This window comes from Kitasatospora sp. NPDC056731, assembly GCF_040687675.1.
GTDB lineage: Bacteria > Actinomycetota > Actinomycetes > Streptomycetales > Streptomycetaceae > Kitasatospora.
This window is the reverse complement of record NZ_JBFBNR010000027.1, coordinates 25023-47239: the sequence shown is the minus strand read 5'-3', so window position 1 is coordinate 47239 and position 22217 is coordinate 25023. Positions and strand designations below refer to the sequence as shown.

At 75.0% G+C, this 22217-nt stretch carries 20 protein-coding genes and 1 pseudogene; 6 read left to right on the top strand and 15 right to left on the bottom strand.

Annotated elements, in window-relative coordinates; genetic code table 11:
• Positions 1-14: 14 nt before the first annotated feature.
• Complete coding sequence (locus AB0R04_RS25740; protein ID WP_363375114.1) at positions 15-527, bottom strand: YbjN domain-containing protein; 513 nt, start codon at positions 525-527, stop codon at positions 15-17.
• Between the two features lie 109 nt (positions 528-636).
• Positions 637-2010, bottom strand: coding sequence for a D-inositol-3-phosphate glycosyltransferase (gene mshA, locus AB0R04_RS25735; protein WP_363375112.1), 1374 nt, complete (start codon positions 2008-2010; stop codon positions 637-639).
• Positions 2011-2225: 215 nt separating this feature from the next.
• Between mshA and AB0R04_RS25730 the strand changes: the two genes are divergently transcribed.
• Together AB0R04_RS25730 and AB0R04_RS25725 are read left to right on the top strand one after the other, a co-directional pair.
• Positions 2226-3056 (top strand): class I SAM-dependent methyltransferase, encoded by an 831-nt coding sequence (locus AB0R04_RS25730; protein WP_363375110.1) that lies wholly within the window; start codon positions 2226-2228, stop codon positions 3054-3056.
• A gap of 454 nt (positions 3057-3510) precedes the next feature.
• Positions 3511-5001: a SpoIIE family protein phosphatase gene (locus tag AB0R04_RS25725; RefSeq protein ID WP_363375108.1), complete on the top strand. Its 1491-nt coding sequence runs from the start codon at positions 3511-3513 to the stop codon at positions 4999-5001.
• A 99-nt stretch (positions 5002-5100) separates the two neighbouring features.
• On the opposite strand, the gene AB0R04_RS25720 is transcribed toward AB0R04_RS25725, so the two are convergent.
• The 7 genes from AB0R04_RS25720 to AB0R04_RS25690 all read right to left on the bottom strand — a co-directional run bounded on the left by AB0R04_RS25720 (position 5101) and on the right by AB0R04_RS25690 (position 12249).
• On the bottom strand, positions 5101-5451 hold the full coding sequence (locus AB0R04_RS25720; protein WP_063348783.1) for a DUF2516 family protein: 351 nt from the start codon (positions 5449-5451) through the stop codon (positions 5101-5103).
• A gap of 123 nt (positions 5452-5574) precedes the next feature.
• Positions 5575-6138, bottom strand: coding sequence for a hypothetical protein (locus AB0R04_RS25715; RefSeq protein ID WP_363375106.1), 564 nt, complete (start codon positions 6136-6138; stop codon positions 5575-5577).
• A gap of 2 nt (positions 6139-6140) precedes the next feature.
• Positions 6141-6605: a helix-turn-helix transcriptional regulator gene (locus AB0R04_RS25710; protein ID WP_079135790.1), complete on the bottom strand. Its 465-nt coding sequence runs from the start codon at positions 6603-6605 to the stop codon at positions 6141-6143.
• A 69-nt stretch (positions 6606-6674) separates the two neighbouring features.
• Positions 6675-7790, bottom strand: coding sequence for a MerR family transcriptional regulator (locus tag AB0R04_RS25705; protein WP_363375103.1), 1116 nt, complete (start codon positions 7788-7790; stop codon positions 6675-6677).
• Positions 7791-7824: 34 nt separating this feature from the next.
• Positions 7825-8700 (bottom strand): RNA polymerase sigma-70 factor, encoded by an 876-nt coding sequence (locus AB0R04_RS25700; RefSeq protein ID WP_363375100.1) that lies wholly within the window; start codon positions 8698-8700, stop codon positions 7825-7827.
• A gap of 43 nt (positions 8701-8743) precedes the next feature.
• On the bottom strand, positions 8744-9040 hold the full coding sequence (locus tag AB0R04_RS25695) for a hypothetical protein (protein ID WP_363375098.1): 297 nt from the start codon (positions 9038-9040) through the stop codon (positions 8744-8746).
• Complete coding sequence (locus tag AB0R04_RS25690; protein ID WP_363375095.1) at positions 9037-12249, bottom strand: SNF2-related protein; 3213 nt, start codon at positions 12247-12249, stop codon at positions 9037-9039. The genes AB0R04_RS25695 and AB0R04_RS25690 overlap by 4 nt, the downstream gene beginning before the upstream one ends.
• Before the next feature lie 182 nt (positions 12250-12431).
• Between AB0R04_RS25690 and AB0R04_RS25685 the strand changes: the two genes are divergently transcribed.
• Complete coding sequence (locus AB0R04_RS25685; protein ID WP_063348776.1) at positions 12432-13046, top strand: YceI family protein; 615 nt, start codon at positions 12432-12434, stop codon at positions 13044-13046.
• Between the two features lie 204 nt (positions 13047-13250).
• Here the strand turns inward: AB0R04_RS25685 and AB0R04_RS25680 are convergent, their stop codons facing one another.
• Positions 13251-14213, bottom strand: coding sequence for a LysR family transcriptional regulator (locus tag AB0R04_RS25680; RefSeq protein WP_063348775.1), 963 nt, complete (start codon positions 14211-14213; stop codon positions 13251-13253).
• 112 nt (positions 14214-14325) lie between these two features.
• Between AB0R04_RS25680 and AB0R04_RS25675 the strand changes: the two genes are divergently transcribed.
• The gene (locus AB0R04_RS25675) at positions 14326-15585 is read left to right on the top strand and encodes an MFS transporter (RefSeq protein WP_363375092.1); all 1260 of its coding nucleotides are present in this window, start codon (positions 14326-14328) and stop codon (positions 15583-15585) included.
• A gap of 184 nt (positions 15586-15769) precedes the next feature.
• Positions 15770-15937 (top strand): annotated as a pseudogene (locus AB0R04_RS25670) (Appr-1-p processing protein); the annotation flags it as partial.
• A 17-nt stretch (positions 15938-15954) separates the two neighbouring features.
• On the opposite strand, the gene AB0R04_RS25665 reads toward AB0R04_RS25670, so the two are convergent.
• On the bottom strand, positions 15955-16527 hold the full coding sequence (locus tag AB0R04_RS25665) for an N-acetyltransferase (protein WP_363375089.1): 573 nt from the start codon (positions 16525-16527) through the stop codon (positions 15955-15957).
• 194 nt (positions 16528-16721) lie between these two features.
• Here AB0R04_RS25665 and AB0R04_RS25660 point away from each other — a divergent pair, with 194 nt between their 5' ends.
• Positions 16722-17588, top strand: a complete 867-nt coding sequence (locus AB0R04_RS25660; RefSeq protein WP_363375087.1) for a TetR family transcriptional regulator — start codon at positions 16722-16724, stop codon at positions 17586-17588.
• Between the two features lie 77 nt (positions 17589-17665).
• Here the strand turns inward: AB0R04_RS25660 and AB0R04_RS25655 are convergent, their stop codons facing one another.
• The 4 genes from AB0R04_RS25655 to AB0R04_RS25640 all read right to left on the bottom strand — a co-directional run bounded on the left by AB0R04_RS25655 (position 17666) and on the right by AB0R04_RS25640 (position 22165).
• On the bottom strand, positions 17666-18946 hold the full coding sequence (locus AB0R04_RS25655) for a GNAT family N-acetyltransferase (RefSeq protein WP_363375085.1): 1281 nt from the start codon (positions 18944-18946) through the stop codon (positions 17666-17668).
• A gap of 40 nt (positions 18947-18986) precedes the next feature.
• On the bottom strand, positions 18987-19508 hold the full coding sequence (locus AB0R04_RS25650) for a GNAT family N-acetyltransferase (RefSeq protein ID WP_363375082.1): 522 nt from the start codon (positions 19506-19508) through the stop codon (positions 18987-18989).
• A gap of 73 nt (positions 19509-19581) precedes the next feature.
• On the bottom strand, positions 19582-20853 hold the full coding sequence (locus AB0R04_RS25645; RefSeq protein WP_363375079.1) for a C40 family peptidase: 1272 nt from the start codon (positions 20851-20853) through the stop codon (positions 19582-19584).
• Positions 20854-21091: 238 nt separating this feature from the next.
• Positions 21092-22165, bottom strand: coding sequence for a hypothetical protein (locus AB0R04_RS25640; protein ID WP_063348769.1), 1074 nt, complete (start codon positions 22163-22165; stop codon positions 21092-21094).
• Positions 22166-22217 lie beyond the last annotated feature (52 nt).

Sequence of the window (22217 nt, the reverse complement as noted above, 5' to 3'; positions counted from 1 at the left end):
CCCCCGCTGCCGGGTCAGTCGGCCGCCGGGGCGGCCAGGTGCGCGAAGGCGGCCAGGTTGCGGGTGGACTCCCCGCGCTTGGTCCGCCACTCCCACTCGCGCCGGATCGCCGAGGCGAAGCCCAGCTCCAGCAGGGTGTTGAACGGCTCGTCGGCGTTCTCCAACACCGTCCCGAGCAGCCGGTCCACGGCGTCCGGGGTGAGCGCCTCCAGGGGCAGGCGGCCGGCCAGGTAGACGTCGCCGAGCGGGTCGATCGCGTACGCGACGCCGTACAGCCGGGTGTTGCGCTCCAGCAGCCAGCGGTAGACGGCCTCGTGGTTCTCGTCCGGTCGGCGGATCACGAAGGCGTTCACCGACAGGGTGTGGTCGCCGACCCGCAGCGCGCAGGCGGTGCTCAGCTTGCGGGTGCCCGGGAGCGTCACCACCAGCGTGTACGGGTCGGTGGCGGCGGGCTCCCAGGCCGCTCCGGCGTCGTCCAGGGCGGTGCGCAGGAGGGTCAGGGCCTCGTCCTTGGTGCGGGTTGCCATGGGGGTGACGTTACTCGGCGGTACCGGGGGCGCGCACCAGCGGTGCGGGCCCCCGGCCGCCGCGGTCGGGCCGCAGCCGACTCGTGGTCCGGCCGCAGTCAGGCCCCGGTCAGGTCAGCCGCCGCCGGGCGGCGGCCAAGCGGCCGGCCGGGCGGGCCAGGCTGCCGGCGTACACCTCGGCGGTGCCGGCCGCGGCGGTGTCCCAGCCGAAGCCGGCCGCGTGCCGGGCCGCCGCCGCGCCGCGCCGGGCGACCAGAGCCCGGTCGGTGACGTACGGCTCCAGCGCGTGCGCCCAGGCCGCCGGGTCGTGGCCGTGCACCAGCGTGCCCGTCTCGCCGTCCCGCACCGCGACCGGCAGGCCGCCGACCGAGGCCGCCACCACCGGGGTGCCGCAGGCCTGCGCCTCCAGCGCGACCAGCCCGAAGGACTCGCTGTACGAGGGCATCACCAGCGCCGTCGCCGCGCGGTACCACTGCGCGAGCTCGGCCTGGCCGACCGGAGGGTGGAACCTCACCACGTCGCTGATGCCCAGCTGGGCGGCGAGCTTGTGCAGGCTCTCCGGCCGGGCCAGTCCGGTGCCGGACGGACCGCCGACCACCGGCACCAGCAGGTGCTCGCGCAGCCCCGGGCGGCGCGCCAGCAGCTCGGCGACCGCCCGCAGCAGCACGTCCGGGGCCTTCAGCGGCTGGATCCGGCCCGCGAAGAGCAGCACCGCCGCGTCCTGCGGCAGGCCCAGCCGGGCCCGGGCGGCGGCCCGCTCCGACGCCCCGCCGGGGCGGAAGACGTCCAGGTTGACGCCGGGGTGGACGACGGCCAGCTGGTCCGGCCGGGCGGCGTAGTGCAGCGCCAGCTCGGCGGCCTCCTCGGTGGTGTTGGCGATCAGCCGGTCGGCCGCCTCGACCACCTGGGTCTCGCCGATCACCCGGGCCGCGGGCTCGGGCGTGTCCCCCTCGGCCAGCGCGGCGTTCTTGACCTTCGCCATGGTGTGCATGGTGTGCACCAGCGGCACCCCCCAGCGCTGCGCGGCCAGCCAGCCGACCTGCCCGGAGAGCCAGTAGTGCGAGTGCACCAGGTCGTAGTGGCCGGGGCGGTGGCCCGCCTCCGTCCGCAGCACCCCGTGGGTGAAGGCGCACAGCTGGGCGGGCAGGTCCTCCTTCAGCAGGCCCTCGTACGGGCCGGCGGTGACGTGCCGGACCAGCACGCCGGGGGCCAGCTCGACGGTGGGGGCGTCGTCCGAGCAGATCGCCCGGGTGAACACCTCGACCTCGATGTTGAGCGCGGCCAGGCGCTTGGCCAGCTCGACGATGTAGACGTTCATCCCGCCGGCGTCCCCCGTGCCGGGCTGGTGCAGCGGCGAGGTGTGGACACTCAGCATCGCTATCCGGCGCGGGCGGCGGCGGCCCGGGACGAGCGACTGGAGCCGGCCCCGCGCGGGCGCGGCGGGCTGGGCACGGCGTACCGAACGGACGGGGTGCTGGATCACCTGGCTGAAGCCTCCTCTGTGCGGCCCGTCTCGGCGGCCCGCGCACGGGCCGCCCGCTGTCCGGTGTGCGCTGCCCCGTCCCGGGCACACATCACCACCAGACAGCCAACCACCCGGCCCGCGTCCGGCATTCCCGCTCCGGCGGACGAGATGCCGGACGGGATGACGTCCCAGGTCACAGCGGTGCCGACGCGGACCCGACTACCCTTCCAGGCATGGCTGCCTCCTTCGACTCCGCGACCGCACCCGCCCGTGGGCGGACCGGACGGCCGGTGGGGACGGTCACCCGGGGCACCACCAACACCAATCGGCTGCGGCGGATGGACCGCTGGATCGCCCACACCCTCGGCCGCACGCTGCGCGCCGGCGGGCGCCCGCCGGTGGCGGTCGACCTCGGCTACGGCGCCGCGCCGTGGACGGCCGTCGAACTGGCCGGGCGGCTGCGCATGGTGCGCCCGGACGTCCGGGTGGTCGGGATCGAGATCGAGCCGGAGCGGGTCGCGGCCGCGCTGCCGTACGCCGAACCGCCGCTGCTCACCTTCCGGCGCGGCGGCTTCGAGGTCCCGCTGGACGGCGGCGCGCCGGCCCAGCTGATCCGGGCCGCCAACGTGCTGCGGCAGTACGACGAGTCGGCGGTGGTCGGAGTCTGGGAGCGGCTCTGCGCCCGGCTGGCCCCGGACGGGCTGCTGGTGGAGGGCACCTGCGACGAGATCGGGCGGCGGCACGTCTGGGTCGCGCTCGGCCCGGAAGGGCCCCGGACGGTGACCTTCGCGGCCCGGCTGGGCGGCCTCGGCCAGCCCTCCGACCTCGCCGAACGGCTGCCGAAGGCGCTGATCCACCACAACGTGCCGGGCCGGCCGGTGCACGCCTTCCTGGCCGACTTCGACCGGGCCTGGGCGGCGGCCGCGCCGTACGGGGCGTTCGGGGCGCGGCAGCGCTGGGTGACGGCCTGCACGGCGCTGGCGGGCGACTGGCCGCTGGTGGACGCGCGCGGGCGGTGGCGGCAGGGCGAGGTCACGGTGCCGTGGAGCGCGCTCGCGCCGTAGCGGTTCGCGCGGCCGGGGCCGCCGGCCCGGCACGGACCGGGGCTGGTGCGGGTGAGCGACCCGCCGCATTCACTCGAACGAGTTATCGAATACCACTGGCGTGTTGACGCCCCATCACGTCACCATGGACGCCGCCGGACGACCCGCCCGTACGCCGTCGCCGCCCGGCGCCACGGCGTCCACCTGCGGCCCCCGACATCACCCTCGACCAGGGTGATCCGCGTCACCATCGCCCGTCCCCTTTCCTTCCCCGCCACGCGGGGATCCCAGCCGTCGTCCGAGTCAGATCACCGCACCGCCACCGGCGTGGCAAAAACCACAACGGCGCCGGTCGGCCAGAGAAATCCCCGGAGATCACGTTATGGTCGCGAGAAGTTCCCCGGCGCACGGTGCCAGGCGGGCACTGCGGACGGGCGCTGACCGTTACGCACTCGGGGAAAGGGAGGAACCACCGATGCCCGCAACGGGAGACGGGCGGGCACCTGGTGCCACGAGCCTGTCGGGCGCCCAGGCCGGCGCCCCCGTTGACCATGCCCGCAACCGCCCGTCCCTGACCGGCCCGACGCCGGCCGGCCCGGTGACGGCCGCTCCCCCGATACCGCACCCCCGGCCCCAGACCGGACGCACCTCGGCCCCCGCCGCCGCGACCGCAGCCGCCAGCAGCACCGCGCCGCTCAAACTGCTGGTGATCGAGGACGACGCCTCCGACGCCCAGCTGATCAAAGCGGCGGTCGCCGACAGCGGCACCTCGATCGAGATCCACTGGGCCCGCGGGCTGGAACAGGCCACCGAACTGCTCGCCGTGTCCCCGTCCGGCAGTCGGCGCGGGCGCTCCCGCGGCAGCGATTTCAGCTGCGTGCTGCTCGACCTCGCCGCACCCGCCGACCTGCCGCACCCGTCCGACGACTCCGACGGCCTCGAAGGCCTACACGAACTGCTCCGCCGCGCCCCGCACACCGCGGTCGTGGTGCTCACCGACGCGGCCGGCGCCGAACTGGGCGCGGCCGCCGTCGCCGCGGGCGCCCAGGACTTCCTGATCAAGCACGCGACGGACGGCCCGCTGCTGGGCCGCGCCCTGCGCTACGCCGTCGAACGCAAGCGCGCCGACGAGTCGCAGCGCCGCCTCGTCGAGGCCGAACTGCGCGGCCAGGAGAACGCCCGCCTCCAACGCCACCTGCTGCCCACCCCGCTGCTCGACGGCGCGGGCCTCTCCTTCACCCGGCGCTACCGCCCGGGCCGCCGCCGCGCCCTGCTCGGCGGCGACTTCTACGACGCCGTCCGCACCGACGACGGCACCGTCCACGTCGTGATCGGCGACGTCTGCGGCCACGGCCCGGACGAGGCCGCGCTCGGCGTCGCCCTCCGGATAGCGTGGCGCACCCTCGTCTTCGCGGGCCTCACCGGCGAGGCCCTGCTGACCACCCTCCAGCACGTGCTGGAACACGAGCGGCGCAGCGACGAGATCTTCGCGACGCTCTGCATGCTCGTCATCGAGCCGGGCGGCGCCAGCGGCGGCCTCGACTCGCTCGGCGCCGGCGAGCCTGCCCGGCTCTACCTCGCCGGGCACCCGGCGCCGCTGCTGCTCGGCCGCGACCACCAGCCGGTCACCCTGCCCGCCGACCTCGCCGGTCCGGCGCTCGGGCTGCTGCCGTGCCACGACGGTCAGGCCGCGTGGCCCGCCCAGCAGCTCGAACTGCAGCCCGGCTGGCGGTTGTTGCTCTACACCGACGGGCTGATCGAGGGCCGGGTCGGGGCCGGCTCCCGCCGCCTCGGCCAGGACGGGCTGGCCGACCTCATCGGCGACCACCAGTCCGCCGGGCTCACCCGGGGCCGGCTCGTCGACAGCGCCATCGCCGAGGTCGAGGAGCTGAACGGCGGCGCGCTGACGGACGACGTCGCGGTGCTGCTGCTGGAACGCAACCCGATGCAGCTGATCCTCGGCTGAGCCGGCCGGAGCCGGCTGGAGCCGGGTACGGCGAGGCCCGGGCGGGTGAACTCCCCGCCCGGGCCTCGCCGTTGCCTGATCGTTGCCCGATCGCGCGGCCTACCAGGGGCCGTACGGACCGGTGTTGCTGCGGCCGCCACGGCCGCCACCACCGGTCAGCTCCCGGATCGCCGGGCGCACGTCCACCATGTAGACGATCGACGCGACCAGCCCGGCGAGCGTCCCGATGCCGGTGAAGAAGTTCACCCCGAACAGCAGGTCCCAGCCGAAGGCGATCGCCAGGATCGCCAGCCAGAACGGCTTGGTCTTCTTGTCCGCCGCCCGGTAGGCGTCCTCACGGCGGGTGACCGCGTCGCCCAGGGCGAACAGCTTGAAGCCCAGGATGGCGACGGACAGCCACCAGATCGGGTTCAGATAGGCCAAGTCCAGAATCTGGGCCACTCCGCCCATCACGCTCTCCTCTGTCTCTCGCCTCCGGCGTTCCGGCCACCGCCCATCCTGGCACGGTCGACCGTCCGCTCTCCTGTCAACGTCCTGCGGTCACCGGATGTGCCCCGTCCGGCGGCCCTTCCCTCACTCCGCGCGGTCGGTGGTCTTCCGGGCGCGGGCGGCCTTCTTCGGGGCGGGTCGGGTGTCGGTGGCCGGGGTGTCGGCGGCCAGGGGGTCGGTGTCGTCCTCGACCAGCTCGGCCTCGACCGGCTCGGATGCCCGGGCGAGCTCCGATTCCGCGGCCGGCTGCCCCGGCCCGGCGGGCGCGCCCGGGCGGGCCCGGTCCACCACGACCTTGCCGCGCTCGGCCAGCTCGTCGTACGTCTCCTTGGCCTTCACCGCCAGCTCGACCGCGCGGCCGACCTGCTGGAGGGCGAAGCCCTGTGCCCGCTCCTGCAAGGTCCGCAGGTCGACGGGGAGCGTCGTGACGGTCTCGGTGACCTTGGCCTGCGCCTCGGCCAGCTTCGTCTGCGCCTCCTGGAACCGGGCGGTGGCCTTCTCCTGCGCGCCCTTGCGGTCCGCGGTGAGCGCCTCCACCCGGCCCGGCACCTCGCGCAGCTTCTCGTACGCGAGATCCCCGGCGCCGGCGATGGCGTACAGCGGGGTCGGGTCGCTGAGGGTCTTCTTGATCTCGTCGGTGATCGGCATGCTTACCGGTCCTCCCGGTGGGTGTTCTGGGTGGCTGAGCCGTCGGTCGTCGGGCCGGAGGCTGGTGGAACGCCGGTGTCGGTACCGGCCGCGGGCGGCCGCTCGGCCACCGCGCCCCGCTGGACGGCGTTCTCCTTCAGGAAGGCGTCGTAGACCGCGAGCAACGCCTGCTTCTGCTGCTCGTTGATCAGCGGATCGGCCAGGATCGAGGCCCGCAGCTCCAGGCCCTCACCGCGCCGCTCCTCCAGGATCCCGGCCTGGACGTACAGCGTCTCCGCCGAGATCCGCAGCGCCTTCGCGATCTGCTGCAGGATCTCCGCGCTCGGCTTGCGCAACCCGCGCTCGATCTGGCTGAGGTACGGGTTCGACACGCCTGCGGCCTCCGCCAGCTGGCGCAGTGAGTACTGCGCGTTCCGGCGCTGCTCGCGGATGTACTCGCCCAGCGAGCCGACGTTCAGTGAGGCCATACCCGCAGACTGCAACATCCTGCTTGCAGATGCAAGCAGGATGCTAACCACAGCAAACGGCGGGCGGGCTCAGCCGAGGTCGGGGACGCGGACCGGCATCAGGAGCGAGAAGGTGCCCTCCCGGCCCGGCGTGCGAATCGCCAAGGGGGCGATCGGGCCGCCGAGTTCGAGCACCAGCTGCTCGGGCCGGCCGACCCGCAGGGCGTCCAGCAGGAAGTCGCGGTTGACCGCCACCCTCAGGTCTCCGGGCGCGGATCCGGGGCCGGACTCGGCACCGGCCACCGCCAGGCGGCCGTCCGCCGTGAGGGTGAGGACGGTGACCGCGCAGTCCGCGCCGTTCGGGCCGGACGGCAGGGTGCGGGTGGCGCCGGTCTCGACGGCGCCGCGCAGTTCGGCGGCGGACAGGTCGATCCGGTGCTCCGGTTCGAGCCGGGTCAGCACCCGGTGGTCGGGGTAGTCGAAGTCCAGGGCGGCGCCCTCGATCCGGTGGCCGCCGGTCTCGGCCCGGACCAGGCCGCCGCCGAGGGTCAGCGCGACCTCGGCCTCGGCGTCGGCCGCGCCGAGCAGCGCACGCAGGGCGTCGACCAGGGCGGTGGGGACGATCGTGCCGCCGCCCGGCCGGGCGGGCGCCGTGGTGGCGGGCACCTCGGCGAGCGCCATCCGGTAGCGGTCGGTGGCGACCAGGCGCAGCACCGGGCCGTCCGGTTCGAACAGCACCCCGGCGAGCGCCGGCGTTTCGGGGTCGCCGCCGACGGCGAAGCGGACCGCGTCCAGTGCGGCGGCCAGTTCCTCGGCCAAAACGGTGAAGCGGACTTCGGCGGGGGTGGTGGTCATCGGTTGCTCCCTCTGGTCGGTCATCACGCGGATCAGGGAGAGCTCGCGGCGGGCGTCGGCGAGGCCGTCCTCCAGCCGGCGCAGGTGCGCGTCGAGCACCCGCGCGGCCGTGCCGGAGCCGGGCGCCGCGCCGAGCACGGCGCGGATGCCGGCCAGCGGCAGGCCGACCCGGCGCAGCCGGGCCAGCAGCCGGGCGTCGGCGAGTTGGCCGGGCCGGTACCAGCGGTAGCCCGTCTGCGGGTCGACCCAGGCGGGGGTGAGCACGTCGGCGCCGTCGTAGTAGCGCAGGGTGCCGACGCCCAGGCCGCTGGCGCGGGCCAGCTCGCCGATGCTGTGCAGCTCGCTCTCCATGCCGGTGACTCTGCGGGCTCGACCAGGTCGAGGGTCAAGCCCGGCCGGCGAGGTGGACGAGCTTCGACGGGTTGCGGACGATGCGCAGCTCGGCGATCCGGGGTCGGCCGTCGGGCCCCTCGACGAAGTCGATCGCGCCGTCCTGGGTGACCAGCAGCCCGGGCTGGCCGTTGACCAGGACCGGCCGGAGCTCGGCGCCCTCGCCCAGCTGGCCGAGCACCCCGAGCAGGAAGCGGGCGACGTTGTCGGCGCCGGTGACCGGGCGCAGCGCGGCGCGGACCACGCCGCCGCCGTCGGTCCAGGAGGTGACGTCGGGGGCGAGCAGGTCCAGCATCCGGTTGAGGTCGCCGCCGACGCAGGCCGCGAGGAACTCGTCGGTGGCGCGGCGGCGCAGCTCCGGCGGGGCGTCGTAGCGCGGCCGGCGGGCCCGGACGTGCGCCTTGGCCCGGCTGCCGACCTGCCGGCAGGCGGCCTCGGTGCGCTCCAGCGCCTCGGCGATCTCCCGGTAGGAGAAGCCGAAGGCCTCCTTGAGGACGAAGACGGCCCGCTCCAGCGGGGACAGGCTCTCCAGCACCACCAGCAGGGCGAACGAGACCGTCTCGGCGCGCTCGACGTCGGCGGTCGCGTCCGGCTCGGCCACCAGAGGCTCGGGCAGCCAGGGGCCGACGTAGGCCTCGCGGCGGACGGCGGCCGAGTCGAGCCGGTTGAGCGCGAGGTTGGTGACCGTCCGGGCCAGGTAGCCGCCCGGGTTGGCGACCGGGCCGGTGACCCCGCTCCAGCGCAGCCAGGTGTCCTGGACCAGGTCCTCGGCGTCGGCGACGCTGCCGAGCATCCGGTAGGCGATACCGAAGATCATCCGGCGGTGCCGCTCGAAGTCGTCGAGGGCGGGGTCGGCGAGGGTGTCGGTCACCGCTCCGACGCTACCGCACGGGCGGCGGCGGGCCGAGGCCTCGTCAGCCGCGGAACGCCTCGTACGCGGGGGCGAGCAGGGTGGCGAGGTCGCGGCCGCGCACGGTGACGCCGGAGCGGCCGAGGCGGCGCAGCGAGGGCTCGTCGGGCTCCTCCTCGGGCCCGGGCGGGGCCGGGCGCAGGGTGAAGCCGCCGCCCCAGTAGGCGGCGACGTTCACGGCGGGGGCGTTCGCGGCGGGGGCGTTCACGGGTTGGGCGTTACCGGGTTGGGCGTTCACGGGTTGGGCGTCCCCGGCCGGGGCGTTTCCCGGCGGGACGGGGGCGGGGCGGCCGGGTGTCATGCGTCCTCCTCGGCGACGGCGTCCTCACGGGTGAGCGCGACCAGTTCACGCAGCGCCTCGACCGGCAGGTCGGTGAGCCAGCGCTCCCCCTCCCCCACCACCGCTGCGGCCAACGAGCGTTTGGCGGCGAGGAGTTCGTCGATCCGCTCCTCGACGGTGCCGACGCAGACCAGTCGGCGGACCTGGACGTCCCGGCGCTGGCCGATCCGGAATGCGCGGTCCGTGGCCTGCTCCTCGACCGCCGGGTTCCACCAGCGGTCCAGGTGGATCACCTGGTTGGCGGCGGTCAGGTTGAGGCCGGTGCCGCCGGCCCGCAGCGAGAGCAGGAACACCCTTGGCCCGTCCGGGGACTGGAAGCGCTCGACCATCTCCTCACGGCGGGCCCGGGGGACGCCGCCGTGCAGGTAGAGCACCTCCTCGCCGAGCCGGCGGGCCAGGTACGGGCGGAGCATCGTGCCGAACTCGGCGTACTGGGTGAAGACCAGCGTCCGGTCGCCCTCGGCCAGCGCCTCCTCCAGCAGCTCCGCCAGCCGGGCCACCTTGCCCGAGCGCTCGCCCAACGCCGATCCGTCGTGCAGCAGTTGGGCCGGGTGGTTGCACACCTGCTTGAGCTTGCCGATCGCGGCCAGCACGGTGCCGCGCCGCTCCACGCCCCGGATCCCCTCGACCCGCTGCAGCAGGTCGGCCACCACGGCCTGGTAGAGGCCCGCCTGCTCGGCGGTGAGGCTGCACCAGACGGTCATCTCCTGCTTGGCCGGCAGCTCGGCGGCCACCGCCGGGTCGGACTTGAGCCGGCGCAGCACGAACGGGGCGGTACGGCCCTGGAGTTCGGCGGTGCGCTCGGGGCTGCGGTGCAGTTCGACCGGGATCGCGTAGCGCTCCTTGAAACGCTCGGCCGGGCCGAGCAGCCCGGGGTTGGCGAAGTCCAGGACGGCGTGCAGTTCGGCGAGCCGGTTCTCCACCGGGGTGCCGGTCAGGGCGATCCGGTGGCGGGTGACGGGCAGCGCGCGGACGGCCCGGGACTGGGCGGTACCGGCGTTCTTGACGTACTGCGCCTCGTCGGCGACCACCCGGCGCCAGCGGATCGCCCGCAGCGCGGCGAGGTCGCGCTGGACCAGCCCGTAGGTGGTGATGACGAGGTCCACGCCCCGTACGGCGTCGGTGAGTTGGTCGGCGCCGAGGCGGCCGGAGCCGTGGTGGACGTGGCGCCGCAGCGCGGGGGCGAAGCGCTCGGCCTCGCGCTGCCAGTTGCCGACCAGGGACATCGGGCAGACCAGCAGGGTGGGGCCGGCCGCGCCCTCGGCCTGCTCGGTGGCCAGCAGGGCGAGCGTCTGGACGGTCTTGCCGAGGCCCATGTCGTCGGCCAGCACGGCCCCGAGGCCGAGCCCGGCCATCGCCCGCAGCCAGGCCAGGCCGCGCTCCTGGTAGGGGCGCAGGGTGGCCCGGAAGTCGGGCGGCAGCGCGGGGGCGGGGGCCGGGGCGGCGCGCCCGGCCAGCAGGTCGCCGAGCGGGCCGTCCGCGCGGACGGCGGTGACGGGCAGCCCGGCGACGGTCGCCTCCGGGTCGAGGGCCAGCCGCAGCAGGTCGGCGGTGGCCAGCACGCCGTCGCGCCGGTCGGCGAGGAAGGCGAGCGCGGCGGCGATCTGCTCCGGGTCGGCCTCCAGCCAGGTGCCGCGGACCCGGACCAACCCCTGCTTGGCGGCGGCGAGTTCGGCCAGTTCCTGCTCGGTGAGCGGCGCCCCCTCCGGGCCGAGCGCGGCCTGCCAGCGGAAGGCGACCACGGCGTCCCGGTCCACCTGGGAGGCGACGGCGAGCGTGCCCGGCGCGGGCGGGGTGGTGGCCCGCAGGGCGAGCCCGAGCCTGGGCCGACGGCGCCACCAGGCGGGCAGCAGCACGCCGAAGCCGCCCTCGGCGAGGGCGGGCGCGGCGGTGCGCAGGAAGTCCAGCGCGCCGGCCCGGTCGAGCGGCAGGGCGGCCGGGCGGGAGCGGTGCCGCAGGCCGTCCAGGGCCGGCCAGCGGTGGGCGGCGCGGGCGAGCTCGGTGACCAGGACGTCGGCCGGGTCCGGCGCCTTGCGGGCCAGCGCGGCGTGGGCGGCGCCGCCTTCGTGCAGGTCGGCGGCGCGGACCAGCAGGGAGGGCTCGTCGACGGCCTGGAGCAGGAACTCCAGCTGCCAGGCGTCGTCGGAGGGCCGGCCCTCGGGGTCGTCCGGGTCGGGCCCGAGCGGCTCCAGCAGGCGGAAGCAGAGCCGGAGCGCGGGCGCGGTGGGCTCGGCGGCGGCGTACCAGGCGGCGAGCCGGCGGCGCAGTTCGGCGAAGCCCTCGGACCGGACGTCCGTGAGGCCGCCGTCCGGGGTGGTCAGGGCGTGCAGCCAGCGTTCGGCGGCGGTCCCCACCGCGGCGGTTCCCACCGCGGCGGCCGTCGTGGCGTCGGCTGGAGCGCCACCGGTTCGGGCACCGCCGGTCCGGGTGTCGCTCGGGCCCAGCGGGGGCGTGCCGGCCAGGGCGGCCCGGGCCTCGGCGTCCACCAGTGCGCCCAGCGCGGCGCCCAGCAGGGCCTCGCCGGTGCCGGCGCCGCCGGTCGGCCACTCCCCCAGCAGGACGGGCGGGCAGCCGTCCGCCAGTGCGGCGGCCTCCCGGCGGCCCGCCGGGGTGGGGTCGGGCCGCCAGCGGGCCTGCGGGCGGCCGTCCGCCAGGACGGGCAGCGGCAGCACCCGGCCCCGGCCGACCGTTCGCCAGGCGAGGTCGTGCACGCCGGTCAGCCAGCGCAGCGAGGGGCCCTGGACGACCTCGACGCGCCCGGTGCCGGGCAGATCGGTGCTGGTGACGGCCCAGTGCGGGTCGAAGACCTCGCCGAGCAGTTGGGCGGCCGCCCCGGTGTCGAAGAGCAGCGCGGGGACGCGCCAGGGCGCCAGGACGGCCGCGCCCCGGACCGGGGTGACCGGCAGGTCGGGCGAGGGCGCGGGCAGGGCGCCGGTGGTGGGCAGCAGCAGGGTGGCCCAGCGCTCGGGGGCCTGGCCGACGAGCCAGCCGAGGCCGGGCCCGATGCCGCCGAGAACGGCGGCGAGTTCGCCGGCCGGGCAGGCGTAGGGGTGGGCGCGCGGGGCCGCCCGGTCGGGGCGGGGCTCCACGGTGCCCGGGTGGGCGCGGGCGTCCTCGGCCCACAGGGCCAGCCGTCCGCCCGCCCGCCAGAGCGCGTGCAGGACGAACATGCGGGAGGCCTTCCGGTCGGCGGAACCGTCCTTCGCAGCCTAACCGGGCGGTCCGACAGTGCCGCTCCGCCAAGTCTTTCGCGAAACGCCGACGGCTGTGGTTGAAATTTGAACGAAAGCGGCCTACGCTGAAGCCAACAAGTTGAAGCCTAAACAAATGGCTTCGGACCCGAGGAGGAGCCATGGGCCTGTTCAACCGCACCAAGACCGCCACCCCCACCGCCGTCGCCGTCGCCGAGACCCCGACCGGCCCGGACCTCGCCCACCTGACCGGCGACTGGACCATCGACACCACGCACAGCGAGGTCGCCTTCTCGGTGCGCCACGCCATGGTGACGAACGTCAAGGGCCGCTTCACCGAGTACGACGGCAAGCTGCACCTGGACGGCAGCACCCCGGGCAACTCCTCCGCCGACCTGGTGATCAAGGTCGCCAGCATCGACACCAACCAGGCCCAGCGCGACGAGCACCTGCGCACCGGCGACTTCTTCGCCGCCGACACCTACCCGGAGATCCGCTTCCGCAGCACCTCGGCCGAACGGCTGCGCGGCGACACGTACCGGATGAGCGGCGAGCTGACCATCAAGGACACCACCCGCCCGGTGGTCCTGGACCTGGAGTACACCGGCAGCGCCACCGACGCCTACGGCGCCGAGCGGGTCGGCTTCGAGGGCAGCACCGTCCTCGACCGCACCGAGTTCGGCCTGACCTACAACGCGGCCCTGGAGACCGGCGGCGTGCTGATCAGCGAGAAGGTCAAGCTCAGCTTCGACATCTCCGCCGTCAAGGCGGCCTGACCCGGCCGTCCACGGCTGCCACCCGGGCCACCGGACCCGCCGCGCGGCCCGGTCCGCCCACCCGCCGCCCCTGCCGACCCCCGACGGCAGGGGCGGTGTCGCGTCCCGGCGGCCCCGTCACCCTGTCCCGGCACTCGGCCCAGGTGATCAAAGCGTCCATCGGGATCGGCGGCCCCCGTCACCCGGCCGCGGCACTTGGCCCGGTCACCCGAGCAGCGCCGCGTCCGCCGCCGGCAGCCAGCTGCCCGCCGGCCGCCGCAGCCAGCCCTCGGCCGCACCGAGCCCGGCGGCCGCAGCGCCCAGTGCGGCCAGCCCCGGGTGGCGCTCACCGGGCCGGTGCACGAGGCTGACCAGGCTCAGCGGCACCGGCTCCACCAGCGGCACGGTCACCGCCCCCGGAATCCTCGGCCCGCCGACGGTGGTCAGCATCGGATCGCCGTGCCGGGCCAGGTAACGGGCCGTCTCGTCCAAACCCACCGGCGGCACGTACGGCGCGGCCGGCGTCAGGCCGTGCTCGCGCAGCAGGCGGACGCCGAGGTCGGCCCACTCGGTGGTGGCCGGGTTGCCGGCGCAGACGTCGACGGGGTGCCCGGTCAGCTCGGCGACGCGCAGCACCGGACGGCCGGCCAGCGGGTGGGTGTCCGCCATCATCACCGAGATCTGATCCAACCGGACCGGCCGCTGGGTGAGTTGGCCGCGCAGCGGGGCGGGCAGTCCGGCGAACCGGCCGAAGGACACGTCCAGCCGGTGGGCCAGCAGTTCGGCGGCGGCCGCGGCGAGGCCGCCGTGGAAGCGGGCCAGCAGTTCGCCCTCCGGCCAGGCGGCGCGGGCGCGTTCGAGCACCCGGTCGGCGGTGAGGTCCGGGCCGGTGACGTCGCTGTTGAGGTCCACCAGCAGCGGCCGGGCCGCGGCGCCCGCCAGGATCTCGTCGTGCAGGGCGAGGAGCCGGCGTGCCCGGGGCAGCAACCGCAGCCCGGCCGGGGTGAGTTCGACGCTGCGGGTGGTGCGGGTGAACAGCGCGTCGCCGAGCAGCCCTTCCAAGGTCCGGATGTCCCGGCTGAGCGCCTGCTGGGCGACGTGCAGCCGCCCGGCGGCCCGGCCGAAGTGCAGGCTCTCGGCGGCCGCGACGAAGCCGCGGAGCAGACGGGGGTGCAGGTCACGGGGCATGGGCGGCAGATTAACAACAACCTGCTGTGAATGTGGCGGAACAGGTGTTGGACCGCCGCCGGGCACCGACGGGAGGCTAGGGCCATCCCCCTCGACCTCCCCCAGGAGCCCTATGCCCTCGCGCGCCCTCCTCACCTCCTACCGGCGGCTGTTCGCGGTCCCCGGCGCCGCCGCCTTCACCCTCGCCGGGCTGCTCGGCCGGCTCGCGCTGTCGATGAACGGCGTCTCGCTCGTCGTGCTGCTCGCCGAACGGCGCGGCTCGTACGCGCTGGCCGGCACCGTCTCGGCCGTCGGGCTGATCACCGGCGCGATCGGAATGCCGCTGCTCGGGCGGCTGGTGGACCGGTACGGGCAGGCGCGGGTGACCGTACCGGCCGCGCTCTACAACGCCGCCCCGCTCGCCGCCCTGCTGCTCTGCCTCCGGCTCGGCGCACCCGACTGGACGCTCTACGCCTGCTGGGCGGCCTGCGCGGCCGCGCCCAACCTCGGCGGCATGGCCCGGGCCCGCTGGGCACACCTGTACCGGGCCGACCCGGCCGCCCGGCACCTGGCCAACTCCCTCGAACAGGCCCTGGACGAGCTCTGCTTCATGGCCGGGCCCGTCCTCGCGATGACGCTCTGCACGGCGGTCGCCCCGGAGGCCGGGCTGCTCGCCGCCGGGGCGCTCGGCACCACCGGCGCCCTGCTGTTCGCGGCCCAGCGGCGCACCGAACCACCGTTGCCCGCCCGCGCGGAGAGCGACCGCCACGGCTCGCCGCTGCGAGTGCCCGGGCTGCGGGTGCTGCTGCTCGCCTTCCTCGCCACCGGCGTCGTCTTCGGCTCGACCGAGATCACCACCGTGGCGTACGCCGACGCGCTCGGACACAAGGCGGCGGCGGGCGCGCTGCTGGCCCTGGTCGCGGGCGGATCCTGCCTGGCCGGGCTGGTCTTCGGGCTGCTGACGCCGCGTCGGTCACCCGGAGTGCGCTTCCTGTCCGGGGCCGCGGCGATGGCCGGGGGGCTGCTGCTGCCGCTCGCCGCCGGACTGGGCGGGGCCGGGCTCGGCCTGCTCGGGGTCGCGCTGTTCGCGGCCGGCACGGCCACCGCGCCGACCATGGTGACCGGTATGACGCTGGTCCAGGAACTGCTGCCGGGACGGCAGTTCAACGAGGGGATGGCGGTCGCGGTGTCCGGCATCGTGGTCGGCATCTCGGGCGGCGCGGCGCTCGCCGGCGCGGTCGCCGAGCACGCCGCCCCCGGCACCGGCTACGCCCTGCCGGCCTGCGCCGCCGCGCTCGCCCTGCTGATCGCCCTGGCCGGGCGGCGGCACCTGGGGCAGTCGCGGCGCACCCCGGCGGAAAATGCTGCGCAGGTTGTCAGTACCTCGGTCTAGGGTCTGCCTTCGGACTCCCGTCGTCCGCCCGGAGGGCGGGCGTGGCGGCGCTGGGGTGCGTGCATCGCAAGGCGGAGAAGGGAGCCACTGCGGAGCATTGGCGACTGACGACAACGCGGCGAGGTGCATGCCCCAGCGCCGCCACGCAGGCGGGAGTCCGAAGGCAGACCCTCGCGTTCGAGGCATGGCGGAAATCACCTATGTCCGAGGCGATGCCACCGCGCCGCAGGGCAAGGGCGTGAAGGTGATCGCGCACGTCTGCAACGACCTCGGCGGCTGGGGCAAGGGCTTCGTGCTCGCGCTGTCCAGACGCTGGCCCGAGCCCGAGGCCGCGTTCCGGCGTTGGCACCGTGGGGTGCCGGTGACGGTCTACGACGTCGGCTGAGCCTGCGTCGCCTGCGCTGGCACCGCCTGCGCCGCGAGGCTCTCGGCGGGCCAGCTGTACACGCACTCGGGTAGCACGTACCCGCCCGGGAACACGCCCTCCTGCACCCGCGTACGCACACCGCCCTCGCGCTCGTAGAAGGCGATCGCGCGGATGTTGTCGCGCAGCACCTCCAGGTACAGCTCGGCCCCGGGGTGCCGCTCGGCGACGTGGGCGCGGGCCGCGGCGAACAGTGCGCGGCCGATGCCGCCGCCGGTCCGGCCGGGGCGGACGTGCAGGTTGTCGACCAGTACCCGGCCATCCGGCTGCGGGACGAGGTAGATGAACCCGACCGTCTCCCCGGCCTGGTCGGCGATCAGCAGTTCCGGCTCGGCGGCCGGATCGCCGTAGTCGACGGTCAGCCGCAGCTCCCACAGCTCGCGCCGCTGGACGGGCAGTCCGTCGCCGAGTGCGTCCGCGGGGACGATCCCGCGGTAGGCGGTGCTCCAGCTGTGGGCGTGCAGGTCGGCGACGGCCGCGGCGTCCTGCGCTCCGCCGCGCCGGATGGTGGTCTGCACGGGACTGATCATGTGACGAGCCTCCCACAGATTGGAGTTGAACATGTTCAAGCGAAACCTCTACAGTGCTCACATCATTTTGAACGCGTTCGAAATGGCGGGGGTGGTGGATGTGGCACCGAGCACGGAGGGGACGCCCGGTGCCGCGTCCACCGACACGGGTTGGAGCTTCGTCTCCGGTTAGGCTCGTGCCCGTGGACGACCTGGCAGCGACGAACCGAACGGACGACACGAGCGGTGCGGCCGCGACCCCGGCCGACACCCCGACCGACCCTGCAGCCGACACTGCGACCAACCCCGCGGCCGCACCCGGTACCGACAGCGGGCCCGGCACCGACAGCGGGCCCATGCCCGGCGGTCGGGCGCAGCCGAAGACCGACAAGAGCGAGCAGACCCGGGCGCTGATCCTGGAGACCGCGATGCGGCTCTTCCAGGAGCGCGGCTACGAGAAGACCACCATGCGCGCGATCGCCACCGAGGCGGGCGTCTCGGTCGGCAATGCTTACTACTATTTTTCGGCGAAGGAATTCCTAATTCAGGGATTCTATGACCGAATGACGTACGACCATGCGGCGGAGGCCAGGAATCGCATGGCCAATACGCGGAACTTTGCCGAGCGCCTGGAAATCGCGCTGACCTCCTGGCTCGACACGGCCGCGCCGTACCACGAGTTCGCCGCCCAGTTCTTCCGCACCGCTGCCGACCCGACCAGCTCGCTGAGCCCGTTCTCCAACGAGTCCCACCCGGCCCGGGCAACCGCCGTGGAGCTGTTCCGCGACGTGTTGCAGGGCTCGGAGCTGGCGCCCAAGCTGGATGCCGAGCTGGGAGAGTTGCTGCCCGACGTGCTCTGGCTGCACCTGATGGTCGTGGTGCTCTACTGGGTTTTCGACCGGACCGAGGACACCGAGCGGACGCGGGAATTCGTCCGCCGGTCCACCCCCATGGCGGCCCGGGTGATCAACCTCTCGCGTTATCGGGTATTCCGCCCGATCGTCCGCGATGCCAAGGGCCTCATCCAGGACTTCATCCTGCCGACCATCGGGAAAACCGCCGTCAAGTAGCCCGCCCGAGGGCAGCTCGGACGCGTCGGGGGCCGGACCGCAGTGGTGCGGTCCGGCCCTCGGCGTGACGGCGCCGCTCAGAAGCCGTCCGGGTTCCAGGGTTGCAGCGGCGTGCGCAGCAGCAGGTCGGCGGCGACCGCCGCGCCGGGGCGCAGTTCGGTGAGCAGGCCGGCCGCGAGCAGCCGGGGCGCCGTCTCGCCGCCCAGGTAGAGCGAAGCCAGCTCGGAGGCGTCCAGGGCGAGGTCGGCGTCGTCCGTGGTCCGGGTGCAGCGGCCGGTGCCGTCCGCGGCGACCTCGATCGCCCAGCGGCCGGAGGCGTAGCCGAGCCGGTCCTCGACCTCCAGGACCACCCGGCCGGGCGCGCCGTACGTCCGGGCGTCGAACGCGGCCGCCACGTCCAGCACCCGCAGCCAGGTGAAGTCGGCGTTGTCCACGTACGGGGTGGCGGCGCGCGGCTCCTGGAGCAGCAGCGGCAGCGGGTCGTCCGGGCCGATGTTCTCCGCGACGACCTTGCGCACCCAGTCGACGGAGAGGACGAAGCGCCACAGCTCGGCGGCGGTCGCCCGGTCGAGGGCGAGGAAGTCGGCCACGGTCAGGGTGCAGTTCGGGTAGCTGCCGTCCCAGGCGTCGTCGACCCGGTAGGCCACCAGGCCGGTGACCGTGCCGTCGGTGTCCCGGTGGACGGCCACGAACGGCTCCTTGAACTCGTGGCCCGGCAACTGGAGTTCGCCGGTGTTCCGCTTCCACCACAGCTCGTCGCGGGCGATCGCGCCCGGCTGGGTGCGCCGCCAGCGCTCGTGCAGGTCGGGGCCCAGCTCGCGGGCCTGCTCCATGGTCACGAAGTCGATCCGCCCGCCGGGCACGGTGGGCAGGCCGTCGCGCAGGCCGCGGGTGCGGTGCAGGTCGATGTTCCAGCCGTGGCCGCGGGTGGCCGGGCCGAAGCCGTAGCGGCCGTAGATGTTGTACTCGGCGGCGATCAGGATGGCGACCGCCGAACCCCGCTCGGCGGCGGCCGCGAGATCGCGGCGCATCAACGTGCCGAGCAGGCCGCGGCGGCGGTGGGTGGCGCTGACCGCCACGGCGGTGACGGCGTCGGCCCGGACGGTGGCCCCGCCCGGGACGGTCAGCTCGACGTCGAAGCTGCGGAAGGTGGCGATGCAGCGGTCGCCGTCGAAGCCGGCCAGCATCCGGCCCGGCTCCCACTGCAGGCGGCGGAAGTCGGCCGTGTTCTCCGCGTGCGAGCGCAGGAAGCCCAGAGCGAGCGCCCTGTCCCACGCGGCCACCTCGCTCTCGGCGATCGCGCGGGTCTGGAGGCCGTTCACGATGTCGACGGCCCCGTCATCGGTTGTGTTGCCCATCGGGCCACCGTACGGGCGTCGCTTTCGGGCGGCATCCCATTTATTCCGTGCCCGATGCGCGGTGCTCCCCCGGCACCACCACCCAGTGGTTGCAGTGCAGGACGCGGTTGGCGAAGTCGACGTCCAGCTCGCCGAGCAGCCGGAAGCCGAGCGCCCGGCAGATCCCGTTGGACGGGCCGTTGGCCGTCGCCGGGAAGGCGTGCACCGGGCCCCACCGGCCGTCCCGGGCGGCCGCGTCCAGCAGTTCCCGGACGGCCGCCTTGGCGAGGCCACGCCCCTGGAACTCGGGCAGCACCATCCAGCCGATCTCGGCCACGGCGGCGCCGTCCTCCTCGTGCGACCAGAGCGTGACGGAGCCGGCCACCACCTCCGGCCCGGCGCCGTCCGGGACGATCACCTTGATCCACGAACGGTCCTCGGCGGCCTCCACGACGTCCTTGCGCAGCCGCTCCCGCACCCGCTCCTCCGGCAGTGGCCCACCAAGCTCGGCCATCATCACCGCGTCGCACCGCATCCGGACGTACGCCCCGACGTCCCCCGCCTCGACGTCCCGCAGCCTCATCGCGTCTCCTCCCGAGTGATCGACGCGGCCACGCTAGCGCCCGCCGCCGACAGCCCCGGCGCGAGCCGGGGCGCTACGGGCGGGCGTAGAAGTCGGGGGTGCCCATGATCCAGAGGCTGGCCTGTTTGACCGGCATGCCGACGCGGGGGGCCTCGATCATCTGGTCGTCGCCGATGTAGAGGCCGACGTGGTGGATGTCGACGGCCCGGCCGGTGTCCGTCCAGAACACGAGGTCGCCGGGGCGCAGCTGGCGGTAGCTGACCGGGGTGCTCTCGGCGTACTGGTCGGCGGCGAAGTGGTTGAGCTGTTTGCCGCCCTCGCGCCAGGCCATCATGGTGAGCCCGGAGCAGTCGTAGCCGGCCGGGCCCTCGCCGCCCCAGATGTAGGGCAGGCCGATCTTGGAGCGGGCGAAGGCGATGGCGGCGGCGGCGCCCTCGGCGGACCACAGGCGGTCGGCGGCGGGGGGTACGGCCGGGGTGGTCTTGGCGGCGGCCTCGGCCGCGGCGGCCGCTTCGGCGGCGGCCTTCTCGGCGGCGGCGCGGGCGGCGGCCTCGGCCTCGCGGGCGGCGATCGCCTCCAGGGCCTCGCTGCGCCGGCGTTCCAGGTCGACGGTGGTGTGCCGGGCGGCGGCGAGGTCGGTGAGCAGTTGTTCGCGGCGGCGGTCGGCGGCGACGACCGCCTCCTGCTGGGCCGCGAGCCGGGCCTCGGCCCTGGCCTTGGCGGCGCCGACTTCGGTGGCGGCCTTCTCGGCGGTCTCGGTGGCGGCGCGGGCGGCGGCGGAGGCGCGGGTCGCGGCGGCGGCGGTGGAGGTGGCGGCGTCGAGGATCTGCCGGGTGCGCTCGCTGGCGACGCCGATCACGGCGGCGCGGTCGCCGGCTTCGCGCGGGCCGTGGGCGCCGAGCAGGGCGTTGAGGGCGGAGAGGGCGGCGCCCGCACCCTGGCGGTACGTTTCGGCGGCGAGCTGGGCGGCGTCCTCGGCGGCCGCGGTGCGGTCGGCCTCGGCGGCGGTGGCGCGCCGGGCGGCGGTGGTCTCGTCGGCGCGGGCCCGGACGAGGGCGAGCTGGGCGCCGTTGTAGGCCTCGACGGCCTGTTCGGCGCTGCGGCCGGCCTGGTCGAGTTCGGTCCGGGCGGCGGCGAGGCCGGCTTCGATGGCGGTGACGGAGGCGGCGGTGCGGTCGGCCTCGGCGCGGGCCCGGTCGATCTCCCCGGTGGTCGGGTACGGGTCCTCCGTCCGGGCGGGGCCGGCGGCCGGTTCGGGGTCCGCTGGGGCGGCCTGGGCTGCGGGGAGCAGCCCGAGCAGGGCGGTGAGGGACAACAGGAGGGTCGGCAGGAGCCTGCGCGCCACGAGACATCCCCTTCTCACGGGTAGGGAGGGGACGGCGGCGGACGGTCCGCGGCGCTCGGGCGGGGCGGCCGGGCGGAGCAGGTCCGACGAATCATCCCATCACATGACAGAACGGTCACTCGTCGATCATGTTCTCAACTCCGGCGCTTTTCACACCTCGGACGCACTCCGCCGGGCGGGTGACCATCAGATGATCTGACCGCGAGTCACCTTCAGCCGGGCGCACAGGGTATGCGAACTACCGGTGGATCCGGCGGGTGTGCGGCCGCAGGTGGGGGTGTCGCCCGGACCGGTGCTCCACCCCGGTCGGACGAACCGCGTACGTCCGGTTGCGCCCCGCCCGGATCGCGCGACGGCGCTGCTGCGCCCCGAGAGACGGGCCCCCACCGCTGTCGCCCGCGCCGTACGCCCCGCCCACCGCCGCCGGGGCGGCCCCGGCGGCGGCCGCCGAGCGGCGGTCCGCCAGCCGCGCCTGACGCCGGGCCAGGGCCCGGGCGGCGTGCGCGTCGAGGTGGGCGGTGGCCCGGGCGGACATCCGCTCGGCCACCCGGTGGGCGGCGGGATGGTTCGCGGGCACCTTGTCGGGGGCGCCGGCGATCAGGTCGAAAAGCCAGGTGCGGGCCCGGTCCGCACGCCGGTGCAGCAGGCGCTCGCGCCGGAGCGCACGCGCCCGGCGGCGCGGGCGCGTGGCGTACCGCCAGCGGGCCCACGGGCTGCTCGGGCGGGCCAGCCGGATCGCCCCGATCCAGGACAGGCCGGGGACCATGATGCCGAGCAGGCCGGTCCACATCTTGCCCTTGATCAGGGTGATCACCGAGGCCAGGGCGTTCACCGAGATCACCGTGATCAGGCCCCACCTGGTCTCCTGGCTGGGCACCACGCCGAGCGGCACGTACCCGACCAGCAGCAGGGCGGTGAACAGGATCCCGAAGATCACCGCGTCCACCGACTTGCGGCCCTGCTCGCTCCAGTACACGTCGTCCAGGTGCAGGATCAGCGCGAACTCGTCCAGCACCAGACCGCAGCCGATGCCGAAGACCAGCCCGAACCAGTCGATCCACGGGTGCCCGCCGTACGTGGCGAACACCCCGACGCCGCCGACCAGCAGGAAGCCCAGGCCGAACACCATGTGATGGATGTGCAGGCCGCCGGGGGTGACGTTGCCGAACCACCACCGCACCTCGGCGCGGATCATCCGGACGCTGAACCGGATGAACACGAAGGAGGTGATGAAGCCGACCAGCAGCAGGAACAACGGCTGCTTGTGCGCGGCGACGATGTGCTCGCGGTAGCCGTCCAGCAGTGTGGTCATGCGTCTTACCTTCGTTCCTGGTCCTGCGTGCGGCCTGCCGTGACATGGCCCG